Consider the following 22066-nt stretch of genomic DNA (forward strand, 5'->3'; position numbering starts at 1 on the left):
CCTATGCCACTGATATTGAGCCGAATCCACGCCAGCGGGCGGCATCGCGCGGCGGTGCCGAGGCCGGCGGGGCACTGGGCGGTTTCCTGGGCCTGCTGCCGCGCCGCAAGGTGCGCGCCGAACCGATGATCGAAGAGCCGCCGGTGATCGCGGAATTGCCGTTTCCGGAATTCTCCCAGCATACCCGCCGCCATGAAGAGCCTGTCGAGCCGCGCCTGGAAGCTGCGCCGCGCGCGCGCTCGGCGCCGCAGCCGGTGGAGCGGCCTTCGGAGCCGCGCCGGGCCAGCCCCCCGCCGGAGCCGCGCCACGAGCGCGAGGACGAGGCGGAATTCTTTCGCCGGGTGGTCCATGAAGAATTCGAGGGTCGCGATTTCGACGACCGCGATTTCGACGACCGCGATTTCGATCGCGACGCGATGCGGGATCTACCGCCGCAACGCGCGGCCCCGTCCTTTGCGCCGGAGCAGCGGCATGAGGCCGGGCGCGAACGCCGCGCGCCGATCCCCCAGCGCCGTCCCTCGCGGGGCCCTGCATCGCGCCTGTCGGAGCCCGCGCCGGTCCCCGAGCTTGAAGACCCGCTTCTGCCGTTCTTCGATGACGCCGCCTTTGGCCCCGACGCGCCGCAGATTTCCGAGCCGCTGGATGCGCGAATCCGTCGCCTGAAGGAGCATGTGCCCGGTCCGCCAGAGGAATATATCCCCGCGCGGGCCCGCCGCAGCGAATCCGAGCGTCAGGAGGCGGGCGCGCGCGACCGCGATGTCGCGTTCCGCCCCGATATGCGGAGCGGGGAGATGCGGGGCGAGGAGCGGCGTCCGCCGCTTGGTCCCTCGCGTGGACCCGTGGCCCCGGCGGACGACTGGCCCGAGGAATGGCGCGAGGATGAGCCTCTTCGTGCCCTGGAGCCGCGCGGCGGGCATGGGCCCGCGTCCGGTGTCCAGGGATCGGGGCCGGAGGCCGGGACGCCGGTGCGCCGCGCAGAGTCGCGCGGGCCTGCCATGAATGTCGCGTCCTTGCGGGCCGACGAGCGCGGAGACGGCCGGCGGATAGCTGCACAGGGGTCGTCATGGACGCATGCCGCGCCGGCGCCCCGGCCCGCCCCGCCGGGCGATGAGCGGCCGCGGATCGGTCCGCTGACGGGACCTTTGGAGGAATACGTCCTGGAAGACCCTGAGCCGTTGAGATGGGACCATCACCAGGGCTTCCGGCCGGAAGCCGCGCCGCGCGAGCCGCACCGTCCCGGGCCGCCGGAGCAATATCTGCCGCCGCATCTGCGGTCGGAACCACGCGTGTCGGGCATGCCGCCAGCGGCGACGCCGGTCTTGTCGCGCGATGATGTGCATCGCCTGCAGGCGACGCTTTACGAATTGGGGGAGTGCCGTCGCCTGCTCGGCGGCGCCGTGGAGCGCGAGGACGAGTCCCCGCTGTAAAACCCCAGCACCGCCGATCAAGCTCTTTTCCAGCGCTCTCTATGTCCACTGGAGGGTGTGGAGCGGTGCCGGCCGACGTGCGGGCAGGCACCGCAACGCGTCAGTTCGTGGGATCTTGCGCCTGGGGTTGCTGAAGCCAGGAGAAAAGATTGGCGACGGGGGCCGGGGCAGCGGGCGCTTCGTCCGAGCTTGCCTGTGCAACCTGCTCCCCGCGACCGAGGACGGCAATGGAAACACGCGTGACGCCGTGCCCGGTGAAGCCGAGTTCGGACGCCGCGGCACGCGAGACGTCGATGATGCGACCCCGGACAAAAGGTCCACGGTCATTGATGCGGACCACGACTGCACGGCCATTGCGCAGGTTGGTCACGCGAACCTTCGTACCGAAGGGGAGAGAGCGATGGGCCGCCGTCAGGGCACCGGGATTGAAACGTTCTCCGCTTGCCGTGCCCTGTCCCTGCCAATAATAGGAAGCAACGCCGGTCTGGGCGACGTCCGCATTGGCTGGTGAACAGAGCGCGCTGAGCGTCAGCGCAAACGATCCTAGAAAAAACCCCTTCCGGATCTCCATTCCCTCGACCTCCATGTTGTTGATGGGAGTTCGGCGAATGACGTTCTATTGGGGCGACAATGTCACCGTTTATGGCCGAAACTGTGATATCACACGGCTAAGCTTAAAAAATACGACTTATTAAATAAGTATTGCTGAAAGAAAATGGGATAGTCTTGGTGAAGTAATGGGGATATTGGCAGCTATTTGTTATTTGTGTTGGTCTTTTACTGTTAAATAAAAATGTCATTTTGCAAAGTCGCGCGTCCGTGATCGCCGCGATGCCCGATTCTCGCCTCATGGCACCCGAGCACCAGCCGGGCGGCCGGCCGGTGAGGGAAGGAGGGGGAAGGGAAGGGAAGGGGAGTGCCTCGGCGCGCCCCTCGGCTGAGAAAAATCGGAGCCCTTTTGGCCGCGTGGCGATGGACGGTGGATAGAGGCGCATTTCACTCTTGTGGCGGCCAATCCGATGGTCTAAGCCTCCCCTCCACGTCGGAGCGTAGCGCAGCCCGGTTAGCGCACTAGTCTGGGGGACTAGGGGTCGGAGGTTCAAATCCTCTCGCTCCGACCATTCAAACCAAAATTTCCAGGGACCGGGCGCAGCCTTCGGCGCGGTAACGGCAAACGCATTGATCGCCAGGATCAGGCGTTGATCTCGACACAGTTTCTGCCGCGCGCCTTCGCGGCGTAGAGGGCAAGATCGGCGCGCCGCATCAGGACGTCGAAATCGCCGTCGTCGGGCCGGTAGATCGCCACGCCGATCGATACGGTGATCGTGAGATGCGATGCGCCCGCGACGAATGGGCGATCAAGCACCGCTTGCCGCAGCCGCTCCCCATAGGCCTTGGCCTGCGCTGCATTCATGTCTGCCAGCAGCACCACGAATTCCTCGCCGCCAAGCCGCGCCAGCATTTCCGAATCCCGGGTATTGGCCTGAAGGCTCTCGGCCACGTGCTTGAGGGCGAGATCACCGATTTCGTGCCCATGCCGGTCGTTGATGGTCTTGAAGTCGTCGACATCGATGAGCGCGAGGGCGAACGGGGACTTCCGCACGCGGGCGGCCGCGAACAGAAGCGTTCCGGCATCCATCAAGGTGCGGCGATTGGCGAGGCCCGTCAGATAATCGGTCGACGCCATCCGCTCCAATTGCCGGCGGATGCGCTCGGAGCACATGAGGACGAAGGCGGTGGTGCCGCTGACCGGAAGCACCGTCGCCAGCATCGGCGTGGCGAGGTTCAGCCAGCTCGACGTGTCGACGACGCTGTAGTCCTCCGGAATCCCCTCCACCGTGAAATAAACGGCGCGGAAAATGACGAACACGATGATGACGCCGAAAATGCCTGTCAGCACCTTGCGGCTCATCGCATTGTCCCGGCCGGACTGGGCCAGCAACGTCTTCCAGCTCGCCCCCATGAGCGTGACCCAGGCGGCCGACACCAGCAAGATGCGGGTGAGCGTGTTTGGATCGACGAAAGCAAACCAGATAATGGCGATGGTTCCCAAAGCGGCGGGAAGCACCAGGACGAGGCGATCCGGGCGCCCGTAAAATTGGCGCAGCGCACGCAGGTAGAAGGTCAGCCCCATAATGATCGTGCAATTCGCAACGAAAATCACGGCGCCGTATGGGATCAGCATGTCGAGCGCGAAGGTGGCGCATCCCGCCGCAATCAGCAGCGTCCCGAGTTCCCAGCTGATCACGGCCGGTCGCAGGTTCGCCGGCAAGTCCCGAAACATGAGACCCAGCATCCCGCCATTGGAGAGCATCAGCAACGCCGCGATGAGGAGCGCAAGTCTGGGGTCCATTTTCACCGTCTCTCAGATTGCCGTCCGATCCCCAGCTGACAAAAAGCGAGGCACGGGACAGACGCATCCATCGAGAAGCGGCAACCTCGTTCTCGCTGCGGCAGGCTGCTGCGCATGGGTCATGTAAAATACGCGGGTGGCAACATCAAATGAAGATTTGTATACCGTCCGGGTGGTGGAGCACATGCCGCCATGCCTCAGGCACGTCAGGGGCGGATCGCGTCCCGGGTGCCGGCCGGCGGGGCATCGCGGTCGCGACGCGTGGGGTGAGAAGAAGGGATACCTGAACTTCGCCGGAAGTTGCAGATTCATCGCGCGAAATTGTAGAACAAACGCGATGAATCCGATGTTCTTCTTCCCTGACTCAATGTTTCACATGAAACATTCCTGAGAAAAACCGGCGCGGGCGTTGGTTTTCCCCCTAGGCTTTGGCCCCCACCTCCGGTTTGCGCCCCGCCGGTGCCGGCGCGAAGATCGGGCTTTCGGCATCCGCCTGGGAGGTGGATGAGGCCGCCATCAGGCATGCCGACAAGGTTTCTTCCAGATTGGAGGTCACAATATCGGTGTCCGATTGGCTTTCCAGGGAGCCCCGCATCGCCGAATCATCGCGCGCCCCCCAAGCGGCGAGCAGGATCGTGCTCCTCGGCAGGCGACGGCGCAGGCGCCGCGTGGAATAGCGCATGTGAGCCGTTCCGGCGCTTTCCAACGACGAGAGGATGGTGAGTGCGGGATCCGAGCCGCTGAGCTTCGCGAGGTTCGCGACGGTGAGCGTTTCAGGACCGGCAACCTGCGCCGCCAAACCGTGGCGCTTCAGCAGATTGGCCAGAAGGTCCGCCGCGGCCTGATCGAGGCCGGATCGTGCCGCGATGCAAAGGATCGGCTCTTCCCCCTGCCAGCGCGGCGGAAGCGTCTTCGGATCGAGCACCGGATAGGTGGCACCCGCCGGACTCGCCGCGATCGCCGCGCCAGCTTCTGCTTCTTTCGTGTCTCCCTTGGGCATGCCGTTGGGAATGTCGGAAAGATTGTCCAGCAATTCGCCGAGGCTGGAGCGAAACCGCTCGATTCGGCCTTCGTCCAGGGTCCCGCGGGCAAGATCGTTCTGGGCCAGCCGCAAGCCGGGCAGGGCCACGTGATCGAGATAGGCTAGGAAGCTGCGTTCCCGCAGAAATTCCTCTGCCTTGCTGGTCGCCTCGGTCGGATCGCCGGCCAGCATGCGTTGGTAGAACAGCTCCGGCGCGCTCAGGGGCGGGCGGTCTCCGAGCATGACGTCGAGGAATTCCAATTGGTCGACGTGGCGGCCGAGCACCACCAAGCATAAGGTAAGTGGCGTTGCCAGAACTAGGCCGACAGGTCCCCACAGCCAAGTCCAGAACGTCGCCGAGGCGACGATAGCGACCGGCGAAAGGCCCGTGCTCCGGCCATAGACCAGCGGCTCGATGATGTGGCCGATGAGCGGCTCTACGATCACGAACAACGCGATGGTGGAGAGCACGATGCTCCATCCCGGGTCCACTGCAAGAGCAAGGGCGATCGGCAGCAGCGCGGCGATGATTGCGCCAATATAGGGAACGAAACGCAGCACGGCCGCCATAAAGCCCCACAGGATTGGGCTCGGCACACCGATCAGCCAAAGGCCGATCCCGATCACCGTGCCGAACGCGGCATTCAAGGCCACCTGCATGAGGAAGAAGCGCGACAGGCGGCTTGCCGCATCGTCGAGGGCGGCCGTGGTGCGTTGAATGTCGCTGGCTCCGGCCAGTCGGATGAAGCGGTTGCGGAGGTCCTCGCGCTGCAACAGGATGAAAATCAGAAAGATGAAGATGATGCCGGTGGTCGCGAGCGGGTGGATCAGCGGCGTCATCACCGCGCTCAGCATCCCGAGTGTGCCCGGGTTCGGCTGGCGGATCTCGACCGGCAGGGGCGGCTGTTCCACGCCTTCGGGGCGGATGCCGTTGATCGGATTGGGCGGTTCGGGGCGATCCAGTTCGTTGCTCAGGTCCTGAAGCATCTGCGCGGCCCGCTCCAGGGTGCCGGACCCCTCGGTCGCGCCCCTTAGAGAGCGGATCTTGTCGCGAATATTGACCTGATATTGCGGCAGGTCCCCGGCCAGTTCCACCACCTGGCTCGCCACCACAGCGCCTAATGCCACCAGGGCGAGAAACGTCACCACCACCACGCTGGTGACCGACAAAGTGCGCGGAACTTTCAGCCGCCGCAGCACCAGGATCACCGGGGCCAGGACGAAGCTGAGCAGCACCGCAAGCGCAACGGGCACCAGCACTTCCCGCCCGAAATACAGCATCGCCACGATGGCGCTCATCGCCACCAGTGTGCCGACCGCACCGGATCCGGCAGGGAGAAGCGAAGGGCGCACCACTTCCCGCGGGAACAGGGTGACGCCCCTCTTTTCGGGCGCGCCGTTGTCGGTCGCGCTCATGCTGCAACTTCAAGCAGCAGAAGCGAGCGGCCCGTAACTTCATAGGTTTGCCCAAACGGAAATATCGGCAGATCCTGGCCCTCCGGGACATTGGTATCCAAAATCAGGCGCCAGCCCTTGCCCCCCACAACCTCCGGAAGCGTGAAGTTCACCACGTCGAAATGGGCGTTGACCACCAGCAGCAGCGTGGTGTCGGTTCCCTTGCGGCGAATGCCTGTCGGCTGGGCGCGGCCGTCCATCAGAACGCCCATGCAGCGGCCAAGGCCATCCTGCCACTGGTCCTCCCCCATCTCTCCACCATCGGGCGATAGCCAGCTGACATCCTTGACGTCGAGTGCTTCGTTGTAAGCCCCGGTGAGAAACCGACTGCGGCGCAACAGGGGATGCGATTGGCGCACCCTAATCAGGCGCCGGACGAAGGTGCGCAGATCCGCGCCTTCCTGGGAGAAGTCCCAGTTGATCCAGCCGATTTCGTTGTCCTGGCAATAGGCGTTGTTATTTCCCCCCTGGCTGCGGGCAAATTCATCTCCGGCCAGAATCATCGGCGTGCCTTGGGAAAACAGCAGCGTGGCCAGCATGTTGCGCATCTGACGGGCCCGTAGCGCATTGATCTCCGGATCGTCGGACGGCCCTTCCACCCCGTGATTCCACGACAAATTGTGGGAATGGCCGTCGCGATTGTCCTCGCCGTTCGCCTCGTTGTGCTTGTCGTTGTAGGATACGAGATCGGCCAGGGTGAAGCCGTCGTGGGCAGATATGAAATTCACCGACGCCCAAGGCTTGCGGCCGCGCCTGTTGAAGAAGTCGCCGGATGCGGTGAGCCGGGTGGCAAGATCGGCGATCTGCCCGTCGTCGCCCTTCCAGAATGAGCGCACGGTGTCACGATAGCGGTCGTTCCATTCCGCCCAGCCCGGCGAGAAGCCGCCGACCTGGTATCCACCAGGGCCGCAGTCCCAGGGCTCGGCAATCAACTTTACCTGCGACAAGGTGGGATCCTGCCGGCAGGAATCCAGGAACCCGCCGCCCTCGTCGAAGCCGTGCTCTTCCCGGCCCAGGATCGTGGCGAGATCGAAGCGGAACCCGTCCACCTGCATCTCCGTGGCCCAATAGCGCAGGCTGTCGGTGACCATCTGAAGCACGCGGGGATGGGAGAGGTTCACCGTGTTTCCGGTGCCCGTGTCGTTGATGTAGAAGCGCTTGTCCTCTGGAAGGCGGTAGTAAGAGGCGTTGTCTATGCCTTTGAATGACAGGGTCGGGCCAAGCTCATTTCCCTCCGCGGTGTGGTTGTAGACCACATCCAGGATGATCTCGATGCCGGCCGCATGATAGCGGGTGACCATCTCCTTGAACTCGTTGACGTTCGGGCTCGCGAGATAGAGCGGATGGGGGGCGAAGAAGGCAATGCTGTTATAGCCCCAATAATTTCTCAGCCCTTTTTCGACGAGATAGCTGTCATCCACGAAGCCGTGCACCGGGAGCAGTTCCACGGCCGTGATGCCGAGGTCTCGCACATGGTCGATGACCTCCGGCTCCATCAGGCCGGCGAAGGTGCCGCGCAATTCCTCACGCACATGGGGATGAAGCATGGTGTAGCCGCGGGCGTGGGCCTCATAGAGTATCGTCCGGTCCCACGGCACCATGGGTCGCCGCGTCATGCCCCAGGTGAAAGCCGGGTCGATCACCCGGCACTTCGGCATGAAGGCGGCGCTGTCGCGGGTGTCGAAGGTGAGATCCTTGTTCTTGTCCTTGCTTTCCATCTGATAGCCGAACAAGGCTGGATTCCACGTCAATCCACCCACTAGTTGCTTGCCGTAGGGGTCGAGCAGCAATTTGTTGGGATTGAAGCGATGGCCTGCCGCCGGCTCGTAGGTGCCGTGCACCCGATAGGCATAGACGAGGCCGGGGCGGGCATCGGGAAGATAACCGTGCCAGACCTCATCGGTATATTCGGGGAGTTCGATGCGCTCAACTTCGCGCTCGCCCTCCGGGTCGAACAGGCAGAGTTCCACCTTCGTGGCATTGGCCGAGAACAAGGCAAAGTTTACACCGAGCCCATCCCAGGTTGCTCCGAGCGGGAACGGATTTCCTTCCCGGACCCGCGACACCTTCATGACCTGGGGAGCCGCAGCGGCAACCAGCACATCCATATCCTTGCCCCGTTTCGAACGTCGCTCGTCAAACACACGAGCCGTGAGTGCAGAACGCCGCAGCGCAGTGTTGGTTGCGTTGGTATTGGGTGCCGCACGCATGGGGCCGGGTTGGGGAGAAGAGGACGGTTCGGGGGTCGAGGCTCTTGGTGATCCGGGCGCAGGGCGGTAAGGCTCCTTCTGGACGATGTGCGGGAATTTCCATGGGCCTGACCTTCACGATTCTCGGCTGCGGTTCCTCAGGCGGCGTCCCGCGTGTGGGGCAGGGGTGGGGGGCTTGCGATCCCGCCAATCCGCGCAATCGGCGCCGGCGCTGTTCGCTGCTGGTCCAGCGGCACGGGCCGGAAGGCGTGACGACCGTGCTTGTGGACACCTCGCCTGACTTGCGAGAGCAGTTGCTCGACGCGCAGGTGGACAGGCTCGACGGCGTTCTCTTCACCCACGCCCACGCCGATCACACCCACGGCATCGATGACGTACGCCCTCTGGCCATCCATCTGCGCCGCCGCATCGATGTCTATACTGATGCCGAGACCTCCGCGGCCCTCCATGAGCGGTTCGGCTATTGTTTCCAGACGCCGCCCGGCGGCGTCTACCCTCCAATCCTTACCGAGCACCGGTTCCATGAGGGGCGGGTGGTGGAGATCAACGGGCCGGGCGGCCCCATTGCTGCGCTTCCGTTTCGCCAACATCACGGGGAAATCGACTCCTTCGGCTTTCGTTTCGACGACGTGGCATATTCAAGTGACGTCAGCGCATTTCCGAATAATTCATTGCAATATCTTGATAATTTAGATATCTGGATTGTTGATGCGTTACGTGAGCTGCCGCATCCATCGCATTTCAGCCTGAAGGATGCTTTGGAGCATATTGCGCGACAACGCCCGCGCCTCGGCATCCTGACCAATCTGCACACCGATCTGGATTATGGCCGCCTCGCCGAGATTCTTCCGGAGAAGGTTATTCCGGCGTTTGACGGCATGAGTTTCGAGGCTTGACGCAATCGTCTTACTCGATTTGCAATGAGGTAAGGCAGTCAAGTCACTGATTTATCGCTGTTAATTTGTAATTCGATCGATGGATGAACGGCGTCAGCGTGCTTCGTGGCCTGCCGTGTCGTGGGCCGCCACGGATCGCTGTTGTAGTTACAGGCGCCGGGGGCTTAGCATGCGGCTCGCGCCAGAAGCTTGGGTCCGCTTCATCATGCCTGCACCCATCGACACCTCTCGCACAGACTACCCATCAGCGGGTGCGCTTGGGCTTGATGCTGTCGGCAGTCTCAATCCTGAAGCTGAGCAGGCTTGGATCGCCGTCATCCGGAAGATGGACGAGACATATGCCGAGCTGGTGGCTCAGCAGATAGAGTTGGAAAACAAGAACAGCGCTCTTGAGGAGGCGCACGCTTTCATCGCCGGCGTCATGGCCTCCATGACCGACGCCCTGATCGCCTGCGACCTCTCCGGTCGTATCGAGCAAGTCAATGTCGCGGCCGAGCGGTTGTTGGGGCGGTCCGGGTCGGCCCTGCTTGAGCTGAAGCTCGCAGATCTGCTGGCGCCGGAAACGCCGACCGGTTTCGGCGACGTGCTTGCGATCGTGGCAAAGCGCCAGCGCATCGTCGATCGCGATTTCGCCTTCTTAACCCCGGACGGGCCGCTGCCGGTCTCCGTGAACGGCGCCATCCGGTTTGACGCACGCGGCCGCGCGGTTGGTATCGTCCTCATGGGCCGGCCCATCGGCGAACTTCGCAAGGCCTACAGCGATCTTGCCGCCGCTCATGAACGCCTCAAACAAGCGCAGCAGCAACTGGTGCATTCCGAGAAGATGGCGTCGCTCGGCCGCCTCGTCGCGGGCGTGGCGCACGAATTGAATAATCCGATCTCGTTCGTCTACGGCAATGCCCATGCCCTCAAACGCTATGGGGAACGCTTGGTGGCCTATGTGGACGCCCTCCACGGCCCGGATCCGATCCCCATGGACCTGCGCGCGCAATTGAAAATCGACCGCACGCTGGGCGAAATGGCGCCGACCATCGCCGGCATGCTTGAGGGGGCGGAACGGGTGCGCGACATCGTCGCCGATCTCAGGCGCTTTTCCTCAGACCGACGCGAAGCATCCGAGCTGGTGGACATGGCGGCCGTTGTGCGCTCCGCGCTCGACTGGGTGGCGAAGGCGCGGAGTCCGGCGGTCGAGACGACGATCAGCATGGCTTCCGGCCTTGAAGTCATCGGGCATCCCGGCCAATTGCATCAACTGATGATGAATCTGATCCAGAACGCCGTGGATGCGATGGAAGCCTCTCCGGAGCGCCGGATGGTGATCGAAGGTGAACGACGGGCCGAGAGCGTGGTTATTCGTGTGCGTGACACCGGACCCGGAATTGCTCCACCCCATCTCTCGCGCATTTTCGATCCCTTCTTCACCACCAAGCCGGTGGGCAAGGGCACGGGCCTCGGTCTGTCCATCAGCTATCGCATCGCCCAGGAGCACGAGGGCCAGTTGGAGGCGGGCAATCATCCCGAAGGCGGCGCGGTCATCACCGTGACCGTCCCCGCGGCTCAGGGAGGGAGGCAGGCATGACCCGCCCCTTCAACATCCTCTGGCTGCAGTCCGGCGGGTGTGGCGGTTGCACCATGTCGCTGCTTTGTGCCGAGGGGCCAGACTTGATGACCACCCTCGACGGCGCGGGCATCCGCATGCTGTGGCATCCGAGTCTTTCCGAGGAGACCGGCAGCGAGGCGCTTTTCATTCTGGAGCAGGTGCGAACCGGAGCGGTTCGGCTGGATGCGTTATGCGTCGAAGGTTCGCTGCTGCGCGGTCCCAACGGAACCGGTCGCTTCCATGTGCTCGCAGGCACCGGGCGCCCGACCATAGAGTGGGTGCGCGAGCTTGCCGGCCTTGCCGAACATGTGGTTGCGGTGGGGACCTGCGCGGCCTATGGCGGCGTGACGGCGGCGGGCAGCAATCCTGCCGATGCGTGCGGCCTACAATATGATGGGCGACGCGAGGGCGGGGCGCTCGGCGCCGCGTTCCGTTCACGTTCGGGCTCACCGGTTATCAACGTGGCGGGCTGTCCCACGCATCCCAATTGGGTGACTGAGACCTTGATGCTGCTGGCCGCCGGTCTGTTGGGCGAAACTGATCTCGATGCCTATCGCCGCCCGCGCTTCTATGCCGACCACCTGGTGCACCACGGCTGCCCGCGCAACGAATATTACGAGTTCAAGGCGAGCGCGGAGAAAATGTCGGATCTTGGTTGCATGATGGAGCACCTTGGGTGCCTGGGCACTCAGGCGCATGCCGATTGCAACACGCGGTCCTGGAACGGGGAGGGCTCCTGCACCCGTGGCGGCTATGCCTGCATCAATTGCACCGCGCCCGAGTTCGAGGAGCCCGGCCACGCATTCCTGGACACACCGAAGATTGCCGGCATTCCGGTGGGGCTGCCGACCGATATGCCCAAGGCTTGGTTCATCGCATTGTCCTCCCTGGCCAAGGCTGCAACGCCCGAAAGGCTGCGTCGCAACGCGGTGAGTGATCACCTCGTGGTGCCGCCTACGATCCGGGACATCAAGCGGCGATGAGCAGCCAGAAGGGCCCATCGGCCGATGGCATCACGCGCCTGATCGTCGGCCCGTTCAATCGCGTCGAGGGCGATCTCGAAGTTCGGCTCGACATCGCCAATGGAGCGGTGGCGCAGGCGCAGGTGTCGTCGCCGCTATTCCGGGGGTTCGAGCGTATTCTCGAGGGGCGAGATCCCATGGATGCGCTGGTGATCGCGCCGCGCATCTGTGGCATCTGCTCGGTGTCCCAATCCCAGGCCGCCGCATTGGCGCTGGCCGGTTTGCAGGGGCTTGAGCCGACCCGCAACGGGCGCATCGCGACAAATCTGATCGTCGCGACGGAAAATGTGGCGGACCATCTCACCCATTTCCATCTCTTCTTCATGCCCGATTTCGCACGCCTCGCTTATGCCGGGCGCCCTTGGTTCGCCAAGGCGGAGGCCCGCTTCAAGGCCGGGCGCGGCAGCAGTGCGCGGCGGATGTTGGAGGCACGGGCGACATTGCTGCATGTGCTCGGTCTTCTCGCCGGCCGCTGGCCGCATACCTTGGCGATCCAGCCGGGCGGGGTGACCAAGCGTGCGGAATCCCGCGATAAAGTTCGCCTTCTCGCAACGCTTGGGGCGGTGCGCGCGGTGCTGGAGGACCAGCTTTTTGGCACGCGCCTTGAGCACGTGGCCGCACTTGCAAGCCGCGACGACCTAGATACCTGGCGTGCGACTGGTCCCGATGGTGATTTTCGCTTGTTCCTGGAGATCGCCGCAGATCTGGAACTTGCGCATATGGGGCGGGCCTATGATCGGTTCCTGTCCTATGGCGCCTATCCCTCGCAGGAGGGGACGTTCTATCGCGCTGGCGTTCATGTGAATGGACGCGTTGAGACCTTCGATCCGGCTGATATAGCCGAAGACCACACCTATGCCCGGATGGAGGATCGCACACGGGCCCACCCTCCATTCGAGGGCTCGACTGTTCCCGATGGTCTCGACGAGACGGGCTACACTTGGTGCAAGGCGCCACGGCTCAATGGCCAGCCCTTCGAGACCGGAGCCCTCGCGCGGCAGGTGATCGACGGGCAGCCGCTGTTGCGCGCCTTGGTGGAGCACGGCGGCGGCAGCGTGTTCGCGCGGGTTGTTGCGCGGCTGGTGGAAAGTGCCCGCACGCTGATTGCAATGGAGAGTTGGGTCCGTGCTCTGGAACCCGAGGGCTCCTGGTGTGCCCAGGGCGCAACGCCGGCCCATGGGCAGTTCGCCGGGCTTACGGAGGCCGCGCGCGGTGCGCTGGGCCATTGGGTGCAGGTGGAGGGCGGGAAAATTTCGCGCTATCAGATCATTGCTCCCACCACATGGAACTTCTCGCCCCGCGATGCCGCCGGAGTTCCCGGTCCGCTCGAAGCGGCCCTGGTGGGCGCGGTCGTGCACCCGGGTGAGCCGACGCCATTGAGCGTGCAGCATATTGTGCGGTCATTTGATCCCTGCATGGTCTGCACGGTGCATTGAGGCCACCATGTCGCAAGTGCGGGGGGTTGAAATCACGGTGCGCGGCATCGTGCAGGGCGTCGGGTTTCGCCCCTTCGTGTGGCGCCTCGCCCATCGTCTTCAACTCAGGGGTGTCGTGCGCAATGTCGGCGACGCGGTCCTTATCCACGCGGGCGGATCCCAAACCACGTTGCAGGCATTGCTGATCGCCCTGCGCGCCGAGGCGCCGGCCCTGTCCCGCATCGAGGATATTTCCGCTCATCCCGCCGAACCGCCGGCTGGAGATGGGTTTCGTATCGTGGAGAGCGGGGCGGGTTCGGTATCGGTGGGCATTATCCCGGATCTCGCCATATGTCCGGCCTGTCTGGCCGAGATCGCCGATCCGGCGGCGCGGCGCTTTGGCTATGCTTTCACCAATTGTACCGATTGTGGCCCGCGTTTTTCCATTGTCCAGGGCCTGCCCTATGACCGTGGCCGGACCACCATGCGTGGCTTTCACCTGTGTCCGGATTGCCGCGCGGAATATGAAGATCCCGCAGACCGGCGCTTTCATGCCCAGCCCATCGCCTGCCCCGTGTGCGGCCCCCACTTGACGTGGACACCGTTGGCGACAGCCACAGATGTCTCTGCAATCGGTGCCGATGCGCTGGCCTGCGCGGCGGCGCTGGTCGGGCATGGCGGCATCGTCGCAGTCAAGGGAATTGGCGGCTTTCACATCGCATGCGACGCGACAAACAGCGGAGCGGTGAGCGAACTTCGGCGGCGTAAGAGCCGACCATCTAAACCCTTGGCAATCATGGTGTCGGATCTCGACGCGGCGGCCGCGCTTTGCGATCTGGCAACAGGGGAGGCCGATGCGCTGGCGGATCCGTCCGCACCTATCGTGCTCTTGCGCCGCAAGGTGGAAAGTCCCCTTGCAGAAGGGGTTGCGCCCCGCCAGAGTCATATTGGCGTCATGCTGGCCTATACGCCCCTGCATCATCTGCTGCTGGCCAGGACCGGGCGGCCCCTGGTGATGACCAGCGCCAATCGCTCGAATGCACCCCAGGTGTTTCGGGACCAGGAGGCGGTGCAGGAGCTGGACGGCATCGTCGATGCGATCCTCGGCCACAACAGGCCCATCGCGCGGCGCTTGGAAGACGCGGTGGTGCGAGTGATATCCGGGCAGACGCGGGTGCTCCGGCGCGGGCGCGGGCAGGCGCCGCGGCCACTGAACCTGCCTGAAGACTTCGCCGAAGCTCCTCCTGTGCTGGCATTTGGCGGGGATCTCAAAAGCGCCGCCTGCCTCACGCACGGGCGCAAGGCCTTGCTGACACACCATCTCGGTGAGCTGGACACGCCAGCCATCGAGGATGAGTTTGTTGCCGCGCTTGGCGATTACGAAACCGTCTTCACGCACGCCCCGTTGGCCATCGCTGTCGATCTTCATCCCGATTATCGCGCCACACGCTTCGGCCGCAGCGAGGCGGACCGGCGCGGGCTGCCGATCATCGCCATTCAGCACCACCACGCCCATATCGCCGCCGCGATGGCCGAGAATGGCTGGCGGCGCGACCAAGGTCCGGTTGTCGGTATCGCCTTGGACGGTCTCGGGTTCGGCACCGACGGCACGGCTTGGGGCGCGGAGATCTTAGTCTGCAATTATCTCACCTTTCGACGACGGGCGCGGCTTTCGCCCATCGCCCTCGCCGGCGGCGATAGTGCGAGCCGCGAACCCTGGCGCGTATTGCTGGCCCATCTGGACGCGGCAGTTGGTGCCGAAGCAGTGCCCGCGGACCTGTTCGCAGGGAAGCCGGTGGCAACCGTGCGCGCGATGATAGCGAAGGGCGTGAACGCGCCGCTGGCCAGTTCTGCAGGACGCCTGTTCGACGCCATGTCCGCCCTGCTTGGCCTCGCGCCGGACCGGCTCAGTTTTGAAGGGGAGGCGGCGATGGCACTGGAAGCCTGCGCCGAAGGGCAGGGGGCGTCGCCGCCCTATCCTTTCACATGCGCGGTTCAGGACGGCATGCTGGAATTGGATCCGGCCCCGCTGTGGCGTGCCGCACTTGCCGATCGTGCGGCAAACGGCGCTCCTCAGATTTGCGCCGCGCGTTTCCACGCGGGCGTCGCTGAAGCCTTCGTTGCGGCAGCGGTGGAGGTCGCGCGGGACGAAGGGATAGCCCATGTGGCCGTTTCCGGCGGCGTATTCCAAAACGCAATATTGCTCGACGCTGTGACGGAACGGCTTCGCTCTGCCGGACTGAAGGTGTTGGCGCCCGCCGACGTACCAGCAAACGACGGCGGGCTTGCCTTCGGACAGGCAGCAGTCGCGGCCGCGTGCCTTTTGGCCGGAGCAGAATCGGTCACAAGCTTTCCGGCCGAGCTGGAAAGTGGGGCGCCACTTTCCGGTCGAATTGCAGGGCGCTTAACCTAACACCTTGCAAATAAAATAAATAAAAACTGGCACGCGGGTTGCTGATGGAGCTTGAGCGCATCGCCTCGACGCGATGGCGCGAGAGCACCACCAGGAGGGACGCCGCATGGCCGGCCTCGAGACCTTTTATGATGTCATGCGGCGGCAGGGCATCACCCGCCGCTCGTTCTTGAAATATTGCTCGCTCACCGCCGCCGCGCTCGGCCTCGGCCCGGAACTCGCGCCGCAGATCGCCCATGCGATGGAGACCAAGCCGCGCCTTCCGGTGCTGTGGCTGCACGGGCTGGAATGTACCTGCTGCTCGGAGAGCTTCATCCGCTCCGCCCATCCCCTGGTGAAGGATGTGGTGCTCTCGATGATCTCGCTGGACTATGACGACACGCTCATGGCGTCGGCGGGCCACCAGGCGGAAGCCATCCTCGACGAGGTGATGACCAAATACAAAGGCAATTACATCCTCGCGGTGGAGGGCAATCCGCCGCTCAATGAAGACGGCATGTATTGCATCATCGGCGGCAAGCCGTTCGTGGACCAGTTGAAGAAAGTGGCCAAGGACGCAAAGGCCATCATCTCCTGGGGGTCCTGCGCCTCCTATGGCTGCGTGCAGGCCGCGCGCCCGAACCCCACCCGCGCCACCCCGGTGCATGAGGTGATCTTCGACAAGCCCATCATCAAGGTGCCGGGCTGCCCGCCCATCGCCGAGGTAATGACCGGCGTCATCACCTACATGCTCACCTTCGACCGCATTCCCGAGCTGGACCGCCAGGGCCGGCCCAAGATGTTCTATTCCCAGCGCATCCACGACAAATGCTACCGGCGCCCGCATTTCGACGCCGGCCAATATGTCGAGAAGTTCGACGATGAGGGCGCCCGCAAGGGCTATTGCCTCTACAAGATGGGCTGCAAGGGCCCGACCACCTACAACGCCTGCTCGACCGTGCGCTGGAACGACGGCGTCTCCTTCCCGATCCAGGCCGGCCACGGCTGCATCGGCTGCTCGGAGGACGGCTTCTGGGACAAGGGCTCCTGGTATGCGCGCCTCGCGGACATCAACGGCAAGGGCTTCGGTGTGGAAGCCAATGCGGATCAGATCGGGCTCGCGGCTGCGGGCGTCGTGGGCGGCGCCGTGGTGCTGCATGCGGCGGTCAGCGCCCTGAAGCGCGCCCAGCATAAGGGAGACGCCAAGTGACCATCCTGACCCCCAACGGCTTCAGCCTGGACACCGCCGGGCGCCGCATCGTCGTCGATCCGGTCACCCGCATCGAAGGCCACATGCGCTGCGAAGTGAATGTGGACGCCAACAATGTGATCCGCAACGCGGTCTCCACCGGCACCATGTGGCGCGGGCTGGAGGTCATTCTCAAGGGCCGCGATCCGCGCGACGCCTGGGCGTTCGTGGAGCGCATCTGCGGCGTGTGCACCGGCTGCCACGCGCTCACCTCGGTGCGCGCGGTGGAAGATGCGTTGCAGATCAAGATCCCCAACAACGCCTTCCTGATCCGCGAGATCATGGCCAAGGTGCTGCAATGGCATGATCACGTGGTGCATTTCTATCACCTGCATGCGCTCGACTGGGTGAACCCAGTCAATGCTCTGAAGGCGGATCCGAAGGCGACGTCGGCCCTCCAGCAGGCGATTTCCGACCATTCCAAATCCTCGCCCGGCTATTTCCGCGACGTGCAGAACCGGCTGAAGAAATTCGTCGAGAGCGGACAGCTCGGTATTTTCAAGAACGGCTATTGGGACAACCCAGCCTATCTGCTGCCGCCCGAGGCCGATCTGCTGGCGGTGACGCACTATCTTGAGGCGCTGGATTTCCAGCGCGAGATCGTCAAGGTCCACACCATCTTCGGCGGCAAGAACCCGCATCCGAACTACATGGTGGGCGGCGTGCCGTGTGCCATCAACATGGAAGGCGACATGTCAGCCGGCGCGCCGCTGAACATGGAGCGCCTGAACTTCGTGAAGCTGAAGCTTCAGGAAGCCTATGAATTCTCCAAGAACGTCTATGTGCCGGACGTCATCGCCATCGCCAGCTATTACAAGGGCTGGCTCTATGGCGGCGGCCTTTCGGCCACCAACGTCATGGATTATGGCGATTACGAAGCCATCCAGGGCCAGAAATCCACGGATCGCCTGCCGGGCGGCGTGATCCTGAACGGCAATTGGAACGAGATCCACCCCATCGACCCGCGCGACCCCGAGCAGGTGCAGGAGTTCGTCACCCATTCCTGGTACACCTATGGCGCCGGCAAGAACGACGTCGGCCTGCATCCCTGGGACGGCGTCACGGAGCCGAACTACCAGCTCGGCCCGGCGGCCAAAGGCACCAAGACCAACATCGAAGCCGTGGACGAGGCGGCGAAATATTCCTGGATCAAGGCGCCGCGGTGGAAGGGCAATGCGTGCGAGGTCGGCCCGCTCGCCCGCTACACCCTCGCCTATGCCCACGGGGTGGATTACGTGAAGGGGCAGGTGGATGAGGCGCTCGGTCGCTTCAACACGCTGGCCGGCACGAATCTGACACCGAAGCAGGCGCTTCCCACCACCATCGGCCGCACGCTCGCGCGCGCGCTTGAGGCGCATTATTGCGCCGAGATGATGCTGGGCGATTTCGACAATCTCATCGCCAACATCAAGGCCGGCGACAGCACCACGGCCAATGTCGAGAAATGGGACCCTGCGACTTGGCCGAAGGAAGCCAAGGGCGTCGGTACGGTGGCAGCCCCACGCGGCGGGCTCGGCCACTGGATCAAGATCAAGGACGGGCGGATCGAGAACTACCAGTGCGTGGTGCCCACGACCTGGAACGGCGGCCCGCGCGATCCCAAGGGCAACATCGGCGCGTTCGAGGCCTCGCTTCTGAATACGCCCATGGAGCGCCCCGAGGAGCCGGTGGAGATCCTGCGCACCTTGCATTCATTCGATCCATGCCTGGCCTGTTCCACCCATGTGCTGGCGCCGGGCGGCGAGGAACTTGCCCGCGTCACCGTGCGCTGAGGGGAGGCAGCTATGACCGACACCTCTCTCGGCTCGGCAACGCCTTCCACTGCCGTTCCCGCAAATGATGCGGCACCAGTCCGTGGATGGCGCAAGCTGACCACGGTCTATGTCTATGAAGCGCCGGTGCGGCTGTGGCACTGGGTCAATGCGCTATCCATCGTAGTGCTGTGCATCACCGGCTATCTCATCGCCTCGCCGCTCCCGACGCTCTCGGGAGAGGCCAGCGCCCACTACCAGATGGGGATCATCCGCTTCATCCACTTCTCGGCGGCCTACATCTTCGCCATTGGCTTCGTGGGGCGGATTCTCTGGGCGTTCGTGGGCAATAAGTATGCCCGCGAGCTTTTTACCTTCCCGTTCTGGCGCGCCAGCTTCTGGCGGGGCCTCATCGTCGAAGTGAAATGGTATGCCTTCCTGAAGCCACGGCCGTTGAAGTTCGTGGGCCACAACCCTCTCGCCCAATTGTTCATGTTCTGGGTGATGGTAGTGGGCGGCCTGTTCATGATCGGCACCGGCTTCGCGCTTTATTCCGAAGGCGAGGGATTGGGAAGCTGGCAGGACAGGCTGTTCGGCTGGATCATCCCGGCCCTCGGCGGAAGCATGAACGTGCACACCTATCACCACATCGGCATGTGGGTGTTCATCCTGTTTGTGATCATCCATGTCTATTCCGTCATCCGGGAAGACATCATGTCCCGCCAGAGCATGATTTCGGCCATGACCAATGGCTATCGCACCTTCCGCGACGACGACCCCGAATAGCGTTTGCGGGCTTCGAGGGCAAAAAGGGCGCGGCGCAAGCTGCGCCCTTTCGTTTGGAAGTCATGCTTCCATTGTTTGTCAAAAGTGGAAAGATACCTGACAGTTTGTTTGAAGGCGGGCATATTCACGGCCAAGGCCGAGCATTGCCGTCACACGATTTGCGATCCGGCCGCGCGCTGGCACGTCTCTTGTATTGGACTAGTTCGAAAAAGCCGCGGCGGCAGACCGCATTGGGAGCCAACCAGGGAGATAGCGTCGCATGCTCGACGATCGCATCCTCGTGCTCGGAATTGGCAACATCCTTTGGGCGGATGAGGGCTTCGGCGTGCGCGTCGTCGAAGCTATCGACCGCGACTATGTGATGCCCGATGCGGTGACCCTTCTCGATGGTGGAACCCAAGGGCTCTATCTCCTGCCGTATCTGGAAGATGCCGATATCGTCGTCATCGTCGACGCGGTGGATTACGGATTGCCTCCCGGCACCTTGCATTTTTTATCAGACGATGAAGTGCCCGCCGTTCTGGGGGCGCGCAAGGTCAGTCTCCACCAGACCGGTTTTCAAGAAGTTCTGGCTTTGCTGCAATTGCGCGGCTGTGCGCCCCGAGTCCTGCGCCTGGTGGGGGTGCAGCCCCACACGCTGGATGATTACGGCGGCGGTCTGACCGAAGTGGTGGCGGCGCAGGTGGCGCCCGCAGCCGCGCATGTGTTGTCCTTGCTGCGAGACTCATTTGGTGTCTCGCCCGCGCCAAGGACGCAAGCGAAGGAAGCCGTTCTCGCACCAGCCATCGCCCGCGATGCCTATGAAGCTGGACGACCAAGCGCGGCGGATGCCTGCCGCATTGGTGATGACCGCGTTCTCGCTCACCGGCAGGGAGACGCGTGACATGTGTGTCGGCATTCCCATGCGCATTGTCAGCCGCGCGGGAGACTTCGCTCAATGTGAGAGCGCTGCGGGCCTGGAGGGTGTGGACTTGTCCCTGGTTCCGGAAGCCAAGGCCGGTGATCATGTCCTGGTGTTTCTGGGCGCTGCTCGAAGTCTTCTGGAGGCGCAAGAGGCACGTCTGATCGCCGATGCTCTTGCGGCCCTATCCGCAGTGATGTCGGGGACCGGCTCGGCGAGTGCCCTTGCGGCCGCCTTCGCCGATTTGGATCGCGAACCCCAACTTCCGCCCCATCTCGCCGCCGCTCATGCGGCCGGCCGAAAGGACGCTTAATGCCCGAGATTGCGTCTCCCGCCCCTCATGCTGCCGCTGCATTGCATCCCTTGGTGCAACGCCTCATGACCGCACATGGGTACGCCTATATCCTTGCGCCTGATGATCTTTTCGGCGATCCGCGCGACCAGCTTCTGTTCCTGCCGGCGCACGGCAAATCGCATATGGAAACGCCGGATATCGCTGTGGTCCTGCCAGAGCTTGTCCAAGCCTTGGACTCTGGGCGCGGCCGCCTGACCGGTGCTGTGGCGGGGCCCGCCGTCGAAGCCGCCCTGCGTGAGGCCATGGCGCTGGCGCTGCCGGCCATTGTCGTTCTGCGCAACGGCGATCCCATCGGCTCCATCGCCCGCATGCGGGATTGGGACGAATATCTCACGCGGCTCGGGGCTGTCCTCGCCGAAACCTGTGTCACTCACTGAGATCAGACCCCATGGCCGCGCTCCCCATCGCCACACAGCCCCCCATCGGCTTCGGTCCCGGCAGCCAGACGGAAGGTGCCGACGGGCTCGCCTATTTGCCGATGCCGTCTGGCATGCGGGTCTATGAGCCCCACGTTCCTGATGTCGAGGATAAGGTCGGCTTTGCGCCAGCCTTCGCCGCGCTGGAGGAGGTGTTGCGAGCGCTTCAGAGCTGGCAACCCGGAGATCATGCCACGGTGTCCCTCGCCGGCTTCGATGGTGCAAACCGGCGGCTGATCGATGAGGCGCTGGGGGAAGGGGAGGTTGCCGTGCGGGTTGGCGGCGGAACGCCCCTCGAAATCCAGGAAGCCACCTTTGCCGGAGTCTGGCGGGTGCTTGGCGCTGAGGGGGTGGATCGGATCGAGGTGGGCGCTTTTCCACGCGGCGCGCTGCTTCGCGCCTTTCCCTCGCGCTGGGACATCGACCTTTCGGATACGGCCCGGCCGCGCCAGGGCGTCGTGAATGCTCCCCCCATCATCGCCGAGATTGCTCACCGCACGCAGGCACGGGAACCGGGGACACCCGCCCATGTCATCAATTTTTCCCTGCTTCCGCATACGCCGGAAGATCTCGCGCTGATCGATGCCGCCGTGGGTGTCGGTTGCCTCACCATCCTTTCGCGCGGCTACGGCAATTGCCGCATCGATGCCGCCGCGCGGCGGGATGTATGGCGGGTGCGTTATTACAATTCCACCGACATGCTCATTCTCGACACGCTGGAAATCACCGACATTCCCGAAGTGGCATGCGCGGCCCCGGAGGATCTCGCGGATTCCGCTGAGCGGCTGGTCGAAGTGCTCGCAGCGATACGATGAGG

General features: G+C 63.7%; 16 protein-coding genes and 1 tRNA gene. 13 read left to right on the top strand and 4 right to left on the bottom strand.

Annotated features, from left to right (window positions below; all coding sequences use genetic code 11):
- Positions 1-1527 precede the first annotated feature (1527 nt).
- Positions 1528-1998 carry a septal ring lytic transglycosylase RlpA family protein gene (locus tag V5F77_RS17440; protein WP_429006607.1) on the bottom strand — a complete coding sequence of 157 codons (471 nt, stop codon included), beginning with the start codon at positions 1996-1998 and terminating at the stop codon, positions 1528-1530.
- Positions 1999-2470: 472 nt separating this feature from the next.
- Between V5F77_RS17440 and V5F77_RS17445 the strand changes: the two genes are divergently transcribed.
- A tRNA-Pro gene (locus V5F77_RS17445) sits at positions 2471-2548 on the top strand.
- Positions 2549-2619: 71 nt separating this feature from the next.
- Here the strand turns inward: V5F77_RS17445 and V5F77_RS17450 are convergent.
- The 3 genes from V5F77_RS17450 to glgX form a co-directional block, all read right to left on the bottom strand.
- The gene (locus V5F77_RS17450) at positions 2620-3780 is read right to left on the bottom strand and encodes a GGDEF domain-containing protein (protein ID WP_429006608.1); all 1161 of its coding nucleotides are present in this window, start codon (positions 3778-3780) and stop codon (positions 2620-2622) included.
- 421 nt (positions 3781-4201) lie between these two features.
- Positions 4202-6217, bottom strand: a complete 2016-nt coding sequence (locus tag V5F77_RS17455; protein WP_429006609.1) for an AI-2E family transporter — start codon at positions 6215-6217, stop codon at positions 4202-4204.
- Positions 6214-8364, bottom strand: a complete 2151-nt coding sequence (gene glgX, locus V5F77_RS17460) for a glycogen debranching protein GlgX (protein WP_429006610.1) — start codon at positions 8362-8364, stop codon at positions 6214-6216. Before glgX ends, V5F77_RS17455 begins: the two co-directional genes overlap by 4 nt.
- A gap of 203 nt (positions 8365-8567) precedes the next feature.
- Between glgX and V5F77_RS17465 the strand changes: the two genes are divergently transcribed.
- From V5F77_RS17465 to V5F77_RS17520, 12 genes are all read left to right on the top strand, one after another.
- The gene (locus tag V5F77_RS17465; RefSeq protein ID WP_429006611.1) at positions 8568-9362 is read left to right on the top strand and encodes an MBL fold metallo-hydrolase; all 795 of its coding nucleotides are present in this window, start codon (positions 8568-8570) and stop codon (positions 9360-9362) included.
- 205 nt (positions 9363-9567) lie between these two features.
- Complete coding sequence (locus V5F77_RS17470) at positions 9568-10941, top strand: sensor histidine kinase (RefSeq protein WP_429006612.1); 1374 nt, start codon at positions 9568-9570, stop codon at positions 10939-10941.
- A complete protein-coding gene (locus V5F77_RS17475) occupies positions 10938-11945 on the top strand; it encodes an NADH-quinone oxidoreductase subunit B family protein (RefSeq protein WP_429006613.1) in 1008 nt (335 codons plus the stop codon). Before V5F77_RS17470 ends, V5F77_RS17475 begins: the two co-directional genes overlap by 4 nt.
- On the top strand, positions 11942-13420 hold the full coding sequence (locus V5F77_RS17480) for a nickel-dependent hydrogenase large subunit (protein ID WP_429006614.1): 1479 nt from the start codon (positions 11942-11944) through the stop codon (positions 13418-13420). The genes V5F77_RS17475 and V5F77_RS17480 overlap by 4 nt, the downstream gene beginning before the upstream one ends.
- 7 nt (positions 13421-13427) lie before the next feature.
- Entirely contained in the window at positions 13428-15812 is a 2385-nt protein-coding gene (hypF, locus tag V5F77_RS17485) for a carbamoyltransferase HypF (RefSeq protein WP_429006615.1), read from the top strand.
- A 106-nt stretch (positions 15813-15918) separates the two neighbouring features.
- The gene (locus tag V5F77_RS17490) at positions 15919-17001 is read left to right on the top strand and encodes a hydrogenase small subunit (protein WP_429006616.1); all 1083 of its coding nucleotides are present in this window, start codon (positions 15919-15921) and stop codon (positions 16999-17001) included.
- Positions 16998-18812 (top strand): nickel-dependent hydrogenase large subunit, encoded by a 1815-nt coding sequence (locus tag V5F77_RS17495; RefSeq protein WP_429006617.1) that lies wholly within the window; start codon positions 16998-17000, stop codon positions 18810-18812. The genes V5F77_RS17490 and V5F77_RS17495 overlap by 4 nt, the downstream gene beginning before the upstream one ends.
- 12 nt (positions 18813-18824) lie before the next feature.
- Positions 18825-19577 (top strand): Ni/Fe-hydrogenase, b-type cytochrome subunit, encoded by a 753-nt coding sequence (cybH, locus tag V5F77_RS17500; protein ID WP_429006618.1) that lies wholly within the window; start codon positions 18825-18827, stop codon positions 19575-19577.
- A 259-nt stretch (positions 19578-19836) separates the two neighbouring features.
- Complete coding sequence (locus V5F77_RS17505) at positions 19837-20460, top strand: HyaD/HybD family hydrogenase maturation endopeptidase (RefSeq protein WP_429006619.1); 624 nt, start codon at positions 19837-19839, stop codon at positions 20458-20460.
- 1 nt (position 20461) lies between these two features.
- A complete protein-coding gene (locus V5F77_RS17510) occupies positions 20462-20791 on the top strand; it encodes a HypC/HybG/HupF family hydrogenase formation chaperone (protein ID WP_429006620.1) in 330 nt (109 codons plus the stop codon).
- The gene (locus V5F77_RS17515) at positions 20791-21210 is read left to right on the top strand and encodes a hydrogenase (protein ID WP_429006621.1); all 420 of its coding nucleotides are present in this window, start codon (positions 20791-20793) and stop codon (positions 21208-21210) included. The genes V5F77_RS17510 and V5F77_RS17515 overlap by 1 nt, the downstream gene beginning before the upstream one ends.
- 11 nt (positions 21211-21221) lie before the next feature.
- Positions 21222-22064: a hydrogenase expression/formation protein gene (locus V5F77_RS17520; protein ID WP_429006622.1), complete on the top strand. Its 843-nt coding sequence runs from the start codon at positions 21222-21224 to the stop codon at positions 22062-22064.
- The last annotated feature ends 2 nt before the right edge of the window (positions 22065-22066 follow it).

The organism is Roseixanthobacter psychrophilus (assembly GCF_043195195.1).
Classification (GTDB): Bacteria; Pseudomonadota; Alphaproteobacteria; order Rhizobiales; family Xanthobacteraceae; genus NCEH01.

What these genes read in the sequence shown, in the direction of transcription:
- V5F77_RS17440 (WP_429006607.1), bottom strand. Translation starts at nt 1,998, where the DNA reads ATGGAGATCCGGAAGGGGTTTTTTCTAGGATCGTTTGCGCTGACGCTC.
- V5F77_RS17450 (WP_429006608.1), bottom strand. Translation starts at nt 3,780, where the DNA reads ATGGACCCCAGACTTGCGCTCCTCATCGCGGCGTTGCTGATGCTCTCC.
- V5F77_RS17455 (WP_429006609.1), bottom strand. Translation starts at nt 6,217, where the DNA reads ATGAGCGCGACCGACAACGGCGCGCCCGAAAAGAGGGGCGTCACCCTG.
- glgX (WP_429006610.1), bottom strand. Translation starts at nt 8,364, where the DNA reads ATGGATGTGCTGGTTGCCGCTGCGGCTCCCCAGGTCATGAAGGTGTCG.
- V5F77_RS17465 (WP_429006611.1), top strand. Translation starts at nt 8,568, where the DNA reads ATGGGCCTGACCTTCACGATTCTCGGCTGCGGTTCCTCAGGCGGCGTC.
- V5F77_RS17470 (WP_429006612.1), top strand. Translation starts at nt 9,568, where the DNA reads ATGCCTGCACCCATCGACACCTCTCGCACAGACTACCCATCAGCGGGT.
- V5F77_RS17475 (WP_429006613.1), top strand. Translation starts at nt 10,938, where the DNA reads ATGACCCGCCCCTTCAACATCCTCTGGCTGCAGTCCGGCGGGTGTGGC.
- V5F77_RS17480 (WP_429006614.1), top strand. Translation starts at nt 11,942, where the DNA reads ATGAGCAGCCAGAAGGGCCCATCGGCCGATGGCATCACGCGCCTGATC.
- hypF (WP_429006615.1), top strand. Translation starts at nt 13,428, where the DNA reads ATGTCGCAAGTGCGGGGGGTTGAAATCACGGTGCGCGGCATCGTGCAG.
- V5F77_RS17490 (WP_429006616.1), top strand. Translation starts at nt 15,919, where the DNA reads ATGGCCGGCCTCGAGACCTTTTATGATGTCATGCGGCGGCAGGGCATC.
- cybH (WP_429006618.1), top strand. Translation starts at nt 18,825, where the DNA reads ATGACCGACACCTCTCTCGGCTCGGCAACGCCTTCCACTGCCGTTCCC.
- V5F77_RS17505 (WP_429006619.1), top strand. Translation starts at nt 19,837, where the DNA reads ATGCTCGACGATCGCATCCTCGTGCTCGGAATTGGCAACATCCTTTGG.
- V5F77_RS17510 (WP_429006620.1), top strand. Translation starts at nt 20,462, where the DNA reads ATGTGTGTCGGCATTCCCATGCGCATTGTCAGCCGCGCGGGAGACTTC.
- V5F77_RS17515 (WP_429006621.1), top strand. Translation starts at nt 20,791, where the DNA reads ATGCCCGAGATTGCGTCTCCCGCCCCTCATGCTGCCGCTGCATTGCAT.
- V5F77_RS17520 (WP_429006622.1), top strand. Translation starts at nt 21,222, where the DNA reads ATGGCCGCGCTCCCCATCGCCACACAGCCCCCCATCGGCTTCGGTCCC.